The organism is Pseudomonas sp. KH_027 (assembly GCF_057838565.1).
The window spans coordinates 3,512,801-3,526,367 of sequence record NZ_CM174470.1 but is presented as its reverse complement, the minus strand read 5'-3'; the positions used below and the strand labels follow the sequence as shown (position 1 = coordinate 3,526,367).

11 protein-coding genes are annotated in these 13,567 nt (G+C 62.4%); 8 read left to right on the top strand and 3 right to left on the bottom strand.

Annotated elements, in window-relative coordinates:
- Positions 1–5 precede the first annotated feature (5 nt).
- Positions 6–893, top strand: coding sequence for an efflux RND transporter periplasmic adaptor subunit (locus AC3IYG_RS16525; RefSeq protein WP_489310206.1), 888 nt, complete (start codon positions 6–8; stop codon positions 891–893).
- 94 nt (positions 894–987) lie between these two features.
- Here AC3IYG_RS16525 and AC3IYG_RS16520 read toward each other — a convergent pair whose 3' ends face one another.
- Both AC3IYG_RS16520 and AC3IYG_RS16515 read right to left on the bottom strand, forming a co-directional pair.
- Positions 988–1,458, bottom strand: a complete 471-nt coding sequence (locus AC3IYG_RS16520; protein ID WP_489310204.1) for a MaoC family dehydratase — start codon at positions 1,456–1,458, stop codon at positions 988–990.
- Positions 1,455–2,414: an alpha/beta hydrolase gene (locus AC3IYG_RS16515; RefSeq protein WP_489310202.1), complete on the bottom strand. Its 960-nt coding sequence runs from the start codon at positions 2,412–2,414 to the stop codon at positions 1,455–1,457. The genes AC3IYG_RS16520 and AC3IYG_RS16515 overlap by 4 nt, the downstream gene beginning before the upstream one ends.
- A 213-nt stretch (positions 2,415–2,627) precedes the next feature.
- On the opposite strand from AC3IYG_RS16515, the gene fadD2 reads away from it, so the two are divergent.
- Positions 2,628–4,316 carry a long-chain-fatty-acid--CoA ligase FadD2 gene (gene fadD2, locus AC3IYG_RS16510; RefSeq protein ID WP_489310200.1) on the top strand — a complete coding sequence of 563 codons (1,689 nt, stop codon included), beginning with the start codon at positions 2,628–2,630 and terminating at the stop codon, positions 4,314–4,316.
- 240 nt (positions 4,317–4,556) lie between these two features.
- Positions 4,557–6,245 carry a long-chain-fatty-acid--CoA ligase FadD1 gene (fadD1, locus tag AC3IYG_RS16505; protein WP_489310198.1) on the top strand — a complete coding sequence of 563 codons (1,689 nt, stop codon included), beginning with the start codon at positions 4,557–4,559 and terminating at the stop codon, positions 6,243–6,245.
- Between the two features lie 56 nt (positions 6,246–6,301).
- On the opposite strand, the gene AC3IYG_RS16500 is transcribed toward fadD1, so the two are convergent.
- Positions 6,302–7,171, bottom strand: coding sequence for a LysR substrate-binding domain-containing protein (locus AC3IYG_RS16500; RefSeq protein WP_489310196.1), 870 nt, complete (start codon positions 7,169–7,171; stop codon positions 6,302–6,304).
- A gap of 134 nt (positions 7,172–7,305) precedes the next feature.
- On the opposite strand from AC3IYG_RS16500, the gene AC3IYG_RS16495 reads away from it, so the two are divergent.
- From AC3IYG_RS16495 to AC3IYG_RS16475, 5 genes are all read left to right on the top strand, one after another.
- Positions 7,306–8,358, top strand: a complete 1,053-nt coding sequence (locus tag AC3IYG_RS16495; protein ID WP_489310194.1) for an agmatine deiminase family protein — start codon at positions 7,306–7,308, stop codon at positions 8,356–8,358.
- A 4-nt stretch (positions 8,359–8,362) separates the two neighbouring features.
- The gene (aguB, locus tag AC3IYG_RS16490) at positions 8,363–9,271 is read left to right on the top strand and encodes an N-carbamoylputrescine amidase (RefSeq protein WP_489310192.1); all 909 of its coding nucleotides are present in this window, start codon (positions 8,363–8,365) and stop codon (positions 9,269–9,271) included.
- A 2-nt stretch (positions 9,272–9,273) separates the two neighbouring features.
- The gene (locus AC3IYG_RS16485; RefSeq protein ID WP_489310191.1) at positions 9,274–10,377 is read left to right on the top strand and encodes an extracellular solute-binding protein; all 1,104 of its coding nucleotides are present in this window, start codon (positions 9,274–9,276) and stop codon (positions 10,375–10,377) included.
- Positions 10,378–10,544: 167 nt separating this feature from the next.
- Positions 10,545–11,669, top strand: coding sequence for an agmatine deiminase family protein (locus AC3IYG_RS16480; protein WP_489310189.1), 1,125 nt, complete (start codon positions 10,545–10,547; stop codon positions 11,667–11,669).
- A gap of 234 nt (positions 11,670–11,903) precedes the next feature.
- Positions 11,904–13,343, top strand: a complete 1,440-nt coding sequence (locus AC3IYG_RS16475; RefSeq protein ID WP_489310187.1) for an OprD family porin — start codon at positions 11,904–11,906, stop codon at positions 13,341–13,343.
- The last annotated feature ends 224 nt before the right edge of the window (positions 13,344–13,567 follow it).

Sequence of the window (13,567 nt, the reverse complement as noted above, 5' to 3'; positions counted from 1 at the left end):
GAGTTATGCGTTCCACTGTACGTGTCGTGATTACCCTGTGTCTGGTCGCGGCGGCATTGCTGGCCGGTTACGGCCTCTGGCAGCACTACATGCTGTCGCCCTGGACGCGCGATGCGCGCATCCGTGCCGATGTGGTGGTGATCGCCCCGGATGTCTCCGGTTGGGTGGTAAGTCTCAAGGTGCACGACAACCAGCAGGTCAAAGCCGGCGATCTGCTCCTGAACCTCGATCACGAGCGGTATCAAGCCGCGCTGGAGAAGGCCCGCGCCGTCGCCGGCACCCGCGAGCAGCAACTGCGCCTGCGTGAACACGAGGCCTCGCGGCGCGCTCATCTCGGCCCGCAGGCGATCAGCGCCGAGCTCAAGGAAAACGCCCAGATCACCGCCGATATCGCCCGTGGCAGCTACCGTGAAGCGCTGGCCGATGTGAAGCTGGCCGAACTCAACCTGGTCCGCAGCGAGCTGCGTGCGCCACGCGCCGGGCAGATCACCAACCTGCGCCTGGCGCAGGGTAACTACGTCACGGCCGGGCAGGCGGTGATGGCCCTGGTCGATGAGCAATCGTTTTACGTGCAGGCCTATTTCGAGGAAACCAAGCTGTCGCGCATCCAGGTCGGAGCGCCGGTCAAGGTCTGGCTGATGAGCGCGGGCAAGGCCTTGAATGGCCGCGTGGAAAGCATCAGCCGCGGCATCACCGACCGCAACGCGATTCCCGATGCGCAGCTGCTGGCGAACGTCGAGCCGACGTTCAACTGGGTCCGTTTGGCGCAGCGGATTCCGGTGCGGATCAAGCTCGAGCAACTGCCGGAGGGCGTGCAACTGAGTGCGGGGATGACGGCGAGCGTGCAGGTCAGCGAAGACGGGCCGGCCGGGAACGGTTCAGCGGCTGAGTAAAGCCTTTTGCCCGCGATCGGAACCATGCCGGTGGGGCGTTTTGGCAGTCGTGGGGCTGGCCGGATAGCGAGGCCAGCCCCACGACAGGCGGTGGTCAGCCGATGGTGATCGGCGGTAGCTCGGTCAGTTCGACGCTTTGCAGGCTGCGCGGGGCGAGGATTTCCGCTTCGCCGTCGACCACCAGCTCATCGCGCTGGTTGAACACGCGGGTGGCGATGCGCACGCGAAACTTCGGCAGTTTTTCCAGAATTTCCAGGCGTACGGTCAGGGTGTCGCCGAGTTTCACCGGCAGGGTGAAGCGCATGGTCTGGCCCAGGTAGATGGTGCCCGGCCCCGGTAGCTCGCAGGCCACCGCGGCGCTGATCAGGGCGCCGCTGAACATGCCGTGGGCGATGCGTTCCTTGAACATGGTGCCGGCGGCATAATCCGCATCCAGGTGCACCGGGTTGTGGTCACCGGAAACGGCGGCGAACAGCTGGATATCGCGCTCCTCCACGGTTTTGCTGTAGCTGGCGGTCTGTCCGACTTCGAGGTCGGCGTAGGGTGTGTTGGTGCTCTGGCTCATGCGGGCTCCTTGGTGTGTGGCTGGCTGCGGCGGCTATGGGCCATTGCCTGGTTCAGCCAGTCGATCAGGTCGCGGGTCACCTCGTCACGGTTGCTCTCGTTGAGCAGTTCATGGCGGGCGTCCGGGTAAATATTCACTTGCAGGTTCTGCTGGCCGGCCAGGCGCAGGGCCGCGCCCAGGTCTTCCAGGCGCTTGCCGTCGCTGACCGGGTCGCAGGCGCCGCCGATCACCAGCAGCGGCAGGTCGTTGTCGATCTGCGCCAGGCGCTTCACCGGGGTGATCTGCTGCAGGCCGTCGAGCAGATCGAGCCACAGCTGGTTGGTGCAGCGAAAGCCGCACAGCGGGTCGTTGACGTATTTGTCGACCTCGGCCGGGTCGCGGCTCAGCCAGTCGAAAGTGGTGCGGTTGGGCTTGAAGGCTTTGTTGAACGAGCCGAAGGAGAGAAACTCGAGCAGCGCGCTGCGCCCGGTCGGGCCTTGGCGCCAGCGTTCGAAGCGGGCAATCGCGGCCGCCGCACGGTACAGCCCGACCGGCTGGTAGTTCGAGCCGGAAAGAATCGCTCCCTGCAGGCTGCAACTGTGTTGCATCAGGTAGGCCTGGCCGATGTAGCTGCCCATGCTGTGGCCGAGCAGGAAGATCGGCACATTCGGGTGCTGCTGGCGGATGTGGTGGTTGAGGTTGGCCAGGTCGCCGATCACCCGTTGCCAGCCCTGCTGCTCGGCGTACATGCCGAGCACGCCACGCTGGGCCGTCTTGCCATGGCCGCGTTGATCGTGCGCATACAGCTCATAACCGGCCTGCACCAGAGCGGCGCCCAGGCGTGCGTAGCGGCCGCTGTGCTCGGCCATGCCGTGGGCGACCATCACCACCGCTTTCGGCGGCTGCTCGGCAAACCAGCGGTTGACGTACAACGGTGCGGCGTCGCTGGCGGTCAGCCAGAAGTCATCGTGAAGCATGGCGAATCCTTGTGCCCGGAGAGTTTGGCATTGTAGAGCCAGCGCCGGCTGTTGTCCCAGCCCCCGCCCTGTGGTCGGGTTATGCCGCTTGAAGCAAGATTCACGCGGTCAATGACGCTCCCTTAAGTATTTGCGCTGACGCCCAGAGCTGCTAAGTTCCCGTCAGCCCCGTCCGCGCGGGCCAGACCTTTTCAGGTAATGGGGATAAAAATAATGCAACCTGATTTCTGGAGCGACAAACGCCCGGCCGGCGTGCCCAATGACATCGATCTTGGCGCCTACAAGTCGGTGATCGAGGTGTTCGAGCGCTCGTGCAAGAAGTTCGCCGACCGTCCGGCGTTCACCAATATGGGCGTGACGCTGACCTACGCCGAACTGGATCGCCTGTCCGGCGCCTTCGCCGGTTATCTGCAAAAGCACACGGATCTCAAGCCCGGCGAGCGCATCGCCGTGCAAATGCCGAACATCCTGCAATACCCGATTGCTGTCTTCGGCGCCATGCGCGCCGGGCTGATCGTGGTCAATACCAACCCGCTGTACACCACCCGCGAGATGCGTCATCAGTTCAAGGACGCCGGGGTGCGCGCGCTGGTGTACCTGAACATGTTCGGCAAGCTGGTCCAGGAAGTGCTGGCGGACACCGAAATCGAATACTTGATTGAAGCCAAGATGGGCGACATGCAGCCGGCGCTCAAGGGCTGGCTGGTCAATACCGTGGTGAAGAAGGTCAAGAAACTGGTGCCGGAGTACCAGCTGCCCCAGGCCGTGGCGTTCAAGGATGCCTTGAAGCAGGGTCAGGGTCAGCCGCTGAAACCGGTCAAGGTAACGCTGGATGACATCGCCGTGCTGCAGTACACCGGCGGTACCACCGGGGTGGCCAAGGGCGCGATGCTGACCCACGGCAACCTGGTAGCCAACATGCAGCAGGTCGACGCCTGCCTGTCGCAGCACGGCGCGGATGGCCGATCGCTGATGAAAGAAGGGCAGGAGGTGATGATCGCGCCACTGCCGCTTTATCACATCTATGCCTTCACCGCGAATTGCATGTGCATGATGGTCAATGGCAACCACAACGTGCTGATCAGTAACCCGCGGGACATCGCCGGCTTTATCAAAGAACTGCAGAAGTGGCGCTTCTCGGCGCTGCTGGGCCTCAATACGCTGTTTGTCGCCTTGATGGATCACCCGGATTTCAAGAACCTCGACTTCTCCAACCTCAAGGTCACCAACTCCGGTGGCACCGCGTTGGTCAAGGCGACCGCCGAGCGCTGGTATGCGATGACCGGTTGCACCGTGGTGGAAGGCTATGGCCTGACCGAAACCTCGCCGGTGGCCAGCACCAACCCCTATGGCGACAAGGCCCGCCTGGGCACGGTCGGCATCCCGGTGCCGGGCACCGGCTTCAAGGTGGTCGATGACAATGGCCTGGAACTGGCCCTCGGCGAGCGCGGCGAGCTGTGCATCAAAGGCCCGCAGGTGATGAAAGGCTACTGGCAGCGTGTCGAGGCGACCGCTGAAGTGCTGGATGCCGATGGCTGGTTGAAGACCGGCGATATCGCGGTGATCGACCCGGATGGTTTTGTCCGCATCGTCGACCGCAAGAAGGATCTGATCATCGTCTCGGGTTTCAACGTCTACCCCAACGAGATCGAAGATGTGGTCATGGCCCATCCGAAGGTCGCCAGTTGTGCGGTGATCGGCGTGCCGGACGACAAGTCCGGCGAAGCGGTCAAGCTGTTCGTGGTCGCGCGCGAGGCGGGCCTGACCGCCGAAGAGCTGAAGGCTTACTGCAAGGAGAACTTCACCGGCTATAAAGTACCCAAGCACATCGTCTTCAGGGATGCCCTGCCGATGACGCCGGTGGGCAAAATCCTCCGTCGCGAGCTGCGTGATATCGCCTAGAAAGCCCCAGGCCCGGCCGTTCATCGGCTTGTAGTTGGGTTTGTTTTAAAAATGACCGAAAGCCTGGCTCTCGGTCATTTTTTTGACTGGTGAGGCGGTGTTTGGTGCTAGGCGCACCCTGGCAAAGCTGCTACTCTCGGCCCGCTTTTTGGCCTGCCAGCCGAGAAAAAAAGCACATAAACACAACAAACAACCGCCATCGCGCGGTGAAGATTAGCTGTTGCTTAGGAGTGGGCTTCCATGACCGAAAACTTCTGGAAGGATAAGTACCCTGTTGGGGTTGCTGCCGAAATCAACCCCGATCAGTACCCGAATATTCAGGCGGTACTGAAACAGTCTTGCGAACGCTTCGCCAACAAGCTGGCCTTCAGCAACATGGGCAAGTCGCTCACCTATGGTGAGTTGTATGAACTGTCCGGAGCCTTTGCGGCTTACCTGCAGCAACACACCGACCTGCAACCGGGCGACCGTATCGCCGTGCAGCTCCCGAACCTGCTGCAATACCCGGTCGCCGTCTTCGGTGCCATTCGCGCCGGGCTGATCGTGGTCAACACCAACCCGCTCTACACCGCGCGGGAGATGGAACACCAATTCAATGATTCCGGCGCCAAGGCGCTGATCTGCCTGGCGAACATGGCCCATCTGGCCGAAGTCGTGCTGCCGAAAACCGGGATCAAGCGCGTCATCATCACCGAAGTCGGTGACATGCTGCCGCCGCTCAAGCGCTTGCTGGTCAACAGCGTGGTCAAGTACGTGAAGAAGATGGTGCCGGCCTTCAACCTGCCTGGCGCGGTCAAGTTCAACGAGGCCTTGGCCAAGGGCCGTGGCCAGCCGGTCAAGGACGCCAACCCGAACAGTGGCGAGATCGCCGTGCTGCAATACACCGGTGGCACCACCGGGGTGGCCAAGGGCGCGATGCTGACCCACCGCAACCTGGTGGCCAACATGCTGCAATCCAAGGCGCTGATGGGCGCCAACCTGAATGACGGTTGCGAGATCCTGATCACACCGCTGCCGCTCTATCATATCTACGCCTTCACCTTCCATTGCATGGCGATGATGATGATCGGCTGCCACAACGTGCTGATCACCAACCCGCGCGACCTGCCGGGCATGATCAAGGATCTGGCGAAGTACAAGTTCAGCGGCTTTGTTGGTTTGAATACCCTGTTCGTCGCCCTGTGCAACAACGAGGAGTTCCGCAAGCTGGACTTCTCCGCATTGAAGGCCACTCTCTCCGGCGGCATGGCGCTGCAACTGGCCACCGCCGAGCGCTGGAAGGAAGTCACCGGCTGCGCCATCTGCGAAGGTTACGGCATGACCGAGACCAGCCCGGTGGTGTCGGTGAACCCGCTCCAAAACATCCAGGTTGGCACCATTGGCATTCCGGTGCCATCGACCCAGTGCAAGGTCATCGACGATGCCGGCAACGACCTGCCCATGGGTGAGCGTGGCGAGTTGTGCGTCCAAGGCCCGCAAGTGATGAAGGGCTACTGGCAGCGCCAGGAAGCCACCGACGAAATCCTCGACGCCGCGGGTTGGTTGAAAACCGGTGACATCGCCGTTATTCAGGACGATGGCTACATGCGCATCGTCGACCGCAAGAAGGACATGATTTTGGTGTCCGGCTTCAACGTCTACCCGAACGAGCTGGAAGACGTGCTGGCGACCTTGCCGGGTGTGCTGCAGTGCGCGGCCATCGGGATTCCGGACGAGAAATCCGGCGAGGCGATCAAGATCTTCGTAGTCGCCAAACCGGGCGCCACGGTGACCAAAGAACAGGTGATGGAGCATATGCGCGCCAACGTTACCGGCTACAAGGTGCCGAAGTCGGTGGAGTTCCGCGACACGCTGCCGACCACCAACGTCGGCAAGATCCTGCGCCGCGAGCTGCGTGATGAAGAGCTGAAGAAGTTGGCCAAGAAATAAGCTCAGCGTCGGTTCTACGCAGCCGCATGAAAAACGCCACCTCCGGGTGGCGTTTTTCATGCGGCGTTTTTTTCCTCCAGGCGGGCCTGTAGCCAGTCGCAAAAACTGCGCGTCAGCGGGCTGTTTTCGCTGTCCCGATGAATCAGCCAGGCCCAGTTGGGGCCGCGGATGCTGCGCTCATTCAATGGCTGCAACAAGTCACCGGCGCGCGCCTGCTGGCTCAGCAGCTGGCTGACCAGGCCGATGCCGAGCCCGGCGCAGACGGCATCCAGCAGCAGGCCGGGGTCGGAGAAGTTCAGTCCGTGGCTTTGCTGGCCGACATCGATGCCGGCTTCCACCGCCCAGTGGCTCCAATCCATTTCCCGCTCACCGTGCAGGGTGGTGCGCTGTGCGGCGGGTACTGCCAGCAGGCTGGGATGGCAGGCCGGATAAAGGCGGTCGACGTGCAGCACCTTGAAGCTGCATTCGGCCTGCGCGCTGAGGTCGTCACGCACGGCCAGGTCGATGGTCTGGCTGGCCATGTCCGGGGCTTCGTCGGTGCTGAACAGCCACAGATCGACCTCCGGATGCTGGCGGCGGAAATCCCCCAGGCGTGGCAGCAGCCAATGGCGAGCAAATGCCGGGGTGGTGTTGAGTACCAGTTGATTGGGCTTGTGGTACTGCTCCAGGCGGCGAATGCCGACGGCCAATTGCTGCAGCAGCGATTGGGTGGTGCTGAGCAGATCGAAGCCGGCATCGGTCAGGCTGACGCTGCGTCCACTACGGAAAAACAGCGGTTGTTCGAGGTAGGCCTCGAGGCTGCGGATCTGCTGGCTGATGGCCGACTGGGTGAGGTGCAGCTCCGTTGCCGCCTTGTGGAAACTGCCCAGGCGGGCGGCGGCTTCGAAGCCGCGCAGGGCGTTCAGGGGCGGCCAGTGTTTGAGCATATCGATAAGCTCCGCTAATCATTTAACTGCAAAATCTATCGTTTGTTGCGCCGTTTTTACAGGCTTAGCATGCATGCCATCACCGCATTCGCGGTTTTCAGTGATAACAATGACTTAACTGAAAGGCATTTGTCATGCAGCAGAACGAAGTACAACAAAGCGGTTGGTTGATGCCGGCAGAATGGGCCAGGCACGCCGCGACCTGGATGGTCTGGCCGCACAATCAGCCGCTGTGGGAGTCCGGCTGGGGCGTGAGCCTGGCCGAAGTGCAGGTCGACTTCGCCCGCGTGGCCAACGCCATCGCCCGCTTCGAGCCGGTGAAGATGGTGGTCGATCCTTCCGCCGCGTTCCGCGCCCGTGAACTGTGCGGCGCGGGCATCGAGCTGATCGAGCTGGCGGTCAACGACAGCTGGTGCCGCGACTCCGGACCGAGCTTCGTCTGCCACCCGCAACTGGGCATGGCCGGGGTCAGCTGGTGCTTCAATGCCTGGGGCGGCAAGTCGGAACACGATCTGGACGAGGGCCTGGCCCGGCGCGTGCTCAATGGCCTGGGCCTGGAGTGCTTCGGCACGCCGCTGAGCAATGAAGGCGGGGCTATCCATGTGGATGGCGATGGCACCCTGATCACCACCGAGTCGGTGCTGCTCAACCCCAACCGTAACCCAGGGATGAACAAGGCGGAGATGGAGGAGATTTTCAGCCGTCTGCTCGGCGTGAAGAAGACCATCTGGCTGCCGGGCGACCCGGACTATGTCACCGGCGACATGACCGATGGCCACGTCGATGGCGTCTGCGCCTTCGCCCGCCCCGGCGCGCTGCTGGTGGATGCCACCCATGACCAGTCCTCGGTCTATGCCGAGGTGGTGCGCGAGAACCGTCGCGCCCTGGAGCTGGCCAGCGATGCCCGTGGCCGCAAGTTCGAGCTGCTGGAGCTGTACGAGGCCACCGATGCGGTGGACACCGAGGCCGAGGTGTTCTGTGCCTCCTACACCAATTTCTACATCGCCAACGGTGCCGTCATCATGCCGGCCTATGGCATCGCCGCCGACCAGGAAGCCGCCGAGGTGCTGGGCCTGGCCTTCCCGGGGCGCGAGGTCGTGCCGGTGCAGATCAACCACCTGGCCCACGGCGGCGGCGGCGTGCACTGCATCACCCAGCAACAGCCGGCCTGGCCGCTGAAGGGGTGAAGTGATGAGCATGCTGACAGTCGCAACCACCCAGATGCCCTGCAACTGGGACCTGAAAAGCAACCTGGACCAGGCCGAGCAGCTAGTGCGCGAGGCGGCGGCCAAGGGCGCCCAGGTGATCCTGCTGCAGGAGCTGTTCGCCACCCCGTACTTCTGCATCGAGCAGAACCACAAGCACCTGGCGCTGGCCGAGGAATACGGTCAGAGCGCCGTGCTCAAGCGTTTCGCCGCGCTGGCCAAGGAGTTGAGCGTGGTGCTGCCGCTGAGCTGGTACGAGAAGGCCGGCAACGCCTACTTCAACTCGCTGAGCATGGCCGATGCCGATGGCCGTTTGCTCGGGGTGTACCGCAAGACCCACATCCCCAACGCCATCGGCTACCAGGAGAAGGAATACTTCAGCCCCGGCGATACCGGCTTCCGCGTCTGGGACACCGCCTATGGTCGCCTCGGAGTAGGCATCTGCTGGGACCAGTGGTTCCCGGAAACCGCCCGCTGCCTGGCGCTGATGGGCGCCGAAGTGCTGCTGTTCCCCACCGCCATTGGCTCCGAACCGGGTGCTGCGGCGCTGGATTCGCGTGACCACTGGCAGATGACCATGCGCGGCCATGCCGCCGCCAACATCCTCCCGGTGGTGGCCGCCAACCGTGTCGGCCGCGAGGTGGCCAGCACCGACCCGAGCCTGCAGATGAACTTCTACGGCTCGTCCTTTATCAGCAATCACAAGGGCAAGCTGCTGGCCGAGGCCGACCGCGACAGCACAGGCGTATTGATACAGAGCCTGGATCTTGCCGCCATGCGCGAAGAGCGCCTGACCTGGGGCATCTATCGTGATCGCCGGCCGGAAATGTACGGGCCGCTGCTGGGGCTCGATGGCCGCCAACCCAATGCACGTTGGAACACCCAAGGAGCATGACCATGAAAGCTAACCCTAAGCTATTGTTCTGCTCGTTGGGCCTGGCGCTCGGCACGGCCCTGTCGCCTGTGCAGGCCGAGGAAAAGACCCTGCGCCTGTACAACTGGGCGGACTATTTCGCCGAGGACACCCTCGCCAAGTTCAGCGCCGAGACCGGGATCAAGGTGACCTACGACGTCATGGACGGCAGCGAGGTGCTGGAGGCCAAGCTGATGGCCGGTCGCAGCGGTTATGACCTGATCTTCCCTGGCGACACCGTGGCCGAACGCCTGATGCGCGCCGGCGCCCTGCAGAAGCTGGACAAGTCCAAGCTCACCGCGCTGGCCGACATCGAGCCTGGCCTGCAGCGGCTGCACACGCATTATCCCTATGCTCGCCACGCCACCGTGCCCTACACCTGGGGCTCCATCGGCATTACCTACAACGCTGAGATGATCGCCAAGCGCATGGCGGATGCGCCGGTGAACAGCCTGGACCTGCTGTTCAAGCCGGAGCTGGCGGCGAAATTCGCCGACTGCGGCATCTCCATGATCGACTCGCCGGACGAAGTGTTGGCCGTGGTGCTCAACTACCTGGGCCGCGAGCCGCGCAGCGCCAAGGCGGAAGATCTGCAGGCCGCCACCGAGTTGCTGATGGCGATCAAGCCCTACATCCGCAAGTTCCAGTCGCAGCCGGTGACCCAACTGGTCAATGGCGAGATCTGCCTGTCGCTCGGTTACAGCGGCGATGTCACCCAGGCGCAACGCGCTGCGGATGCGGCCGGCAAACAGGCCGACTTCCAGTACCGCATCCCGCGCGAAGGCACCACGATTTGGATGGATAACATGGCGATTCCGGCCGATGCCAAGCATCCGGAATACGCCTACGCCTTCATCAATTTCGTCATGCGTCCGGAGAACATGGCGGCCATCAGCAACTTCACCGGCTACCCGACCTCCAGTGCCAAGGCGCGCCCCATGGTCGACGCCGACATGCGCAACAACCCGAACATCTACGTGGATGAGGCCACCTACGAGCGACTGATCTCGGGCAAGGACATCCCGCAGCGCGACATGCGCGCGCGCATGCGTGCCTGGACCAAGTTCAAGACCGCCTCCGCAGAGTGACGGTAAGCCGGCCGTCTTCCCGGCGGCCGGCTTGCGCGGTTGTCTTGGCAACAGCTGGCGAGGCGGGGCAACTGTTGCTGCGCGCAAGCCAGGGAATAAAGGGCCGGGCGTCGGCGGTCGCGGCGCCTCACGACAATGCAACAACAATAACTGAGAGAGATAAACGCATGTCTACGCGTCGTGATTTTATCAAGCAGTTTTCCGCCGTGGCCGGTCTCGGTGCGGTTGCCACTCTGGGCCTGGGGCTCAATGCCCCGCGCGTACGAGCAGCCCTCGCAGGCAGTTGGTACATGCCGGATGAAAATGCCTTGCAGGAACGTATCTTCCTGGCTTTTGGCGCCTCGGCTGCGGTCTGGGAGGATTGGGCCAGCCCGGTGAATAACACCGTAGCCCTGCTGGCCAAGACTATCGCCAAGTATCAGCCGGTCACCGTGTTGTGCCGCTCCAACCAGCTGGCGCTGGCCAAGAGCAAGTGTGGCACCACCAACATCAAGTTCCTGACCATGCCGCTGGACGACATCTGGGTGCGTGACTACGGCGGCTGCTTCGTGGTCGACGATCAGGGTGGCCGCGGTCTGGTGGATTTCAACTTCAACGGCTGGGGCAACAAGCAGACGCATGCCAACGACACCCAGGTCGCCGATACGCTCAGCTATGAGACCTATGCCACCTATATCAGCAGTCAGCTGACGGGCGAGGGCGGCGGCATCGAGGTGGACGGCCACGGTACGGCGATCATGACCGAGAGTTGCTGGGTCAACAGCAACCGCAATCCGGGCATGAGCAAAGCCCAGATTGAGGCCGAGCTGAAGGCCAATCTGGGCCTGCGCAAGATCATCTGGCTGCCGGGCATCAAGGACAAGGACATCACCGATGCCCACGTCGACTTCTACGCGCGCTTCGCCTCCAAGGGCGTGGTGGTGGCCAACCTCGACAACGACCCCAAGTCCTACGACTACGCGGTGACCCGTACCCACCTGGATATCCTCAAGAACGCCACCGATGCCGACGGCACCAAGCTGGTGGTGCATACCCTGCCGCCACCGCTGACCAAACGCAGCAACGTCTACACCCAGAACAACCCGGACTTCGCCCCCGGCTATATCAACTACCTGCCGATCAATGGCGCGGTGATCGTGCCGCAGTTTGGCGACAGCGCCGCCGACAAATTCGCCAAGGACCTGCTGGCCAAGCTGTATCCGGGGCGCGTGGTGGTACAGGTGAATATCGACCCAATCGCCGGCGGCGGTGGCGGTATCCATTGCGTGACCAAGAACATGCCGGTGGTTTGACTGCCTGGGCGGCCCAGCCCGCACAGCTTTCATCATTGTGCGGGCCAACCCATGGCGGGCCGCCGTTGCGGCGCTGCAACGCCCAATAGCCCGCTGGAACGAGATAAAGATCAGCGTTCGCGCCTTCGTCGCCGACAAGCCTTGCCGTGGCTGGGCTCCCCGCGCGCCTCGGCACTAAGCAACGGCTGGCGGGTAGACAGTCTTCTAAAAATAAAAAACCAAGGAGTAATTTCAATGCAAATCAAGATGTGCCGCGCGCTGGCGCTGGCCATTGCGGCAGCAAGCAGCCAACTGGCTTACGCCGCAGACGAAAGCCCCGCGCTCGAGCAGCTTGCGCAAGGTATGCAGGGCTCCAGCCAAGGTCAATCCAAAGGCTTTATCGAAGACAGTGCACTCACCTTGCTGAGCCGCAATGTCGCCATTCACCACAACAATAAAAACAACAACAACGCCGCAGATAATGGTGGCGTCAATTCAAGTCAGAACTACCTCAACGAGTGGGGGCAGGCAGCCATGCTCGGCTTCACCTCGGGCTTTACCCAGGGCACCGTTGGTTTTGGGGTTGACGCTTTTGCCAATGGCGCAGTGCGCCTGACGGGCGGTGCCGGCACGGCGGGCAGCAACGTGCTGCCGGGTAATGGTGGTCGGTGCGATGAGCTTACCGGCAGCTGCCAAGGCCAGGACGCCTACGGCCTGGCTGGTGGCGCAGTCAAACTGCGGGTTTCGGAAAGCGAACTGAAAGTCGGTAATCTGCAACCGAACAGCCCGGTATTCGGCTACAGCGACCTGTACCTGATGCCGCAGCATTTCACCGGCGGCATGTTCAGCAGTAACGAGATCGAAGGTCTGGCGCTGCAGGGCGGTCACTTCGCCTCGGGCAACGCCGAAAACAGCACCAATAAAGACGGCAATCTGGGCACTACTTACGGCCAGACCCCGTTTAAGCGCGCCGACTATATCGGCGCCGACTACCGCTTCAGCGACACCCTGTCTGGCGGCCTGCATGCGTCCAATTATGAGGATGTGTGGCAGCAGTACTACGCTGACCTCTACCACACCTGGGCGCTGGGCAAAGAAACCGCGCTGAAGACCACCGTCGCCTACTACAAAACCGACGATGCCGGTGATGCCAAAGCCGGTACGATCAATACCGATGCCTACAGCATGGCCTTGGCCTTGACCACGGGCGCGCACAGCTTCACCTTTGCCCACCAGCGCATCAATGGCAGTACACCCTTTGACTATCTGGGGGTAGAAACCGGTGGCGGCAAGTTCAATCCGGCGGGCTCGATCTGGCTGGCCAACTCCTCACAGTTCGCCGACTTCAACGCTCCCGGCGAGAAGTCCTACAAGCTGCAATATGACCTCGATGCGACCAGCTTCGGTGTTCCGGGCCTGAGCTTTATGGCCCGCTATGTCAAAGGCACCGAAGCAGACGGCACCCATGCCGATGCGGCGGGTGCTTACGGCTTTTATAACGACCTGCAAGATGGCGAAGAATGGGAGCGCGATATCCAGGTCGCCTATGTCGTGCAGGACGGCCCGGCCAAGGACCTGACCTTTACCCTGCGCCAAGCAACCTATCGTGGCAATAGCGCCATGAACAGCACGAACTCCGGCGATGACAACGACGAGATTCGCATCATCACCTCGTACCCGCTGGATATTCTGTAGCCCGGTACTGACCTGCAAGGCGGCGGGCGGCTCACTCCGTCCTTCTTCAAGAACAATGTGCCGATGATCGGCCAGCGCGCCCACCAGATGCTGCCGCGGCGTGAGCTGTACGAGTCCGGTGCGCGCGTCACCCTGAGGTCCGCCTGGGACGACAACCCGCTGTCGCCGCCGGGCAGTGGACGGTCGCGCAGGGCAGTACGCCAGAGAGTTGGCTGGGTGCCTAG

Bases quoted from the DNA above. Each gene is read 5' to 3' on its own strand.
- AC3IYG_RS16525 (WP_489310206.1), top strand. From the start codon at position 6: ATGCGTTCCACTGTACGTGTCGTGATTACCCTGTGTCTGGTCGCGGCG.
- AC3IYG_RS16520 (WP_489310204.1), bottom strand. From the start codon at position 1,458: ATGAGCCAGAGCACCAACACACCCTACGCCGACCTCGAAGTCGGACAG.
- AC3IYG_RS16515 (WP_489310202.1), bottom strand. From the start codon at position 2,414: ATGCTTCACGATGACTTCTGGCTGACCGCCAGCGACGCCGCACCGTTG.
- fadD2 (WP_489310200.1), top strand. From the start codon at position 2,628: ATGCAACCTGATTTCTGGAGCGACAAACGCCCGGCCGGCGTGCCCAAT.
- fadD1 (WP_489310198.1), top strand. From the start codon at position 4,557: ATGACCGAAAACTTCTGGAAGGATAAGTACCCTGTTGGGGTTGCTGCC.
- AC3IYG_RS16500 (WP_489310196.1), bottom strand. From the start codon at position 7,171: ATGCTCAAACACTGGCCGCCCCTGAACGCCCTGCGCGGCTTCGAAGCC.
- AC3IYG_RS16495 (WP_489310194.1), top strand. From the start codon at position 7,306: ATGCAGCAGAACGAAGTACAACAAAGCGGTTGGTTGATGCCGGCAGAA.
- aguB (WP_489310192.1), top strand. From the start codon at position 8,363: ATGAGCATGCTGACAGTCGCAACCACCCAGATGCCCTGCAACTGGGAC.
- AC3IYG_RS16485 (WP_489310191.1), top strand. From the start codon at position 9,274: ATGAAAGCTAACCCTAAGCTATTGTTCTGCTCGTTGGGCCTGGCGCTC.
- AC3IYG_RS16480 (WP_489310189.1), top strand. From the start codon at position 10,545: ATGTCTACGCGTCGTGATTTTATCAAGCAGTTTTCCGCCGTGGCCGGT.
- AC3IYG_RS16475 (WP_489310187.1), top strand. From the start codon at position 11,904: ATGCAAATCAAGATGTGCCGCGCGCTGGCGCTGGCCATTGCGGCAGCA.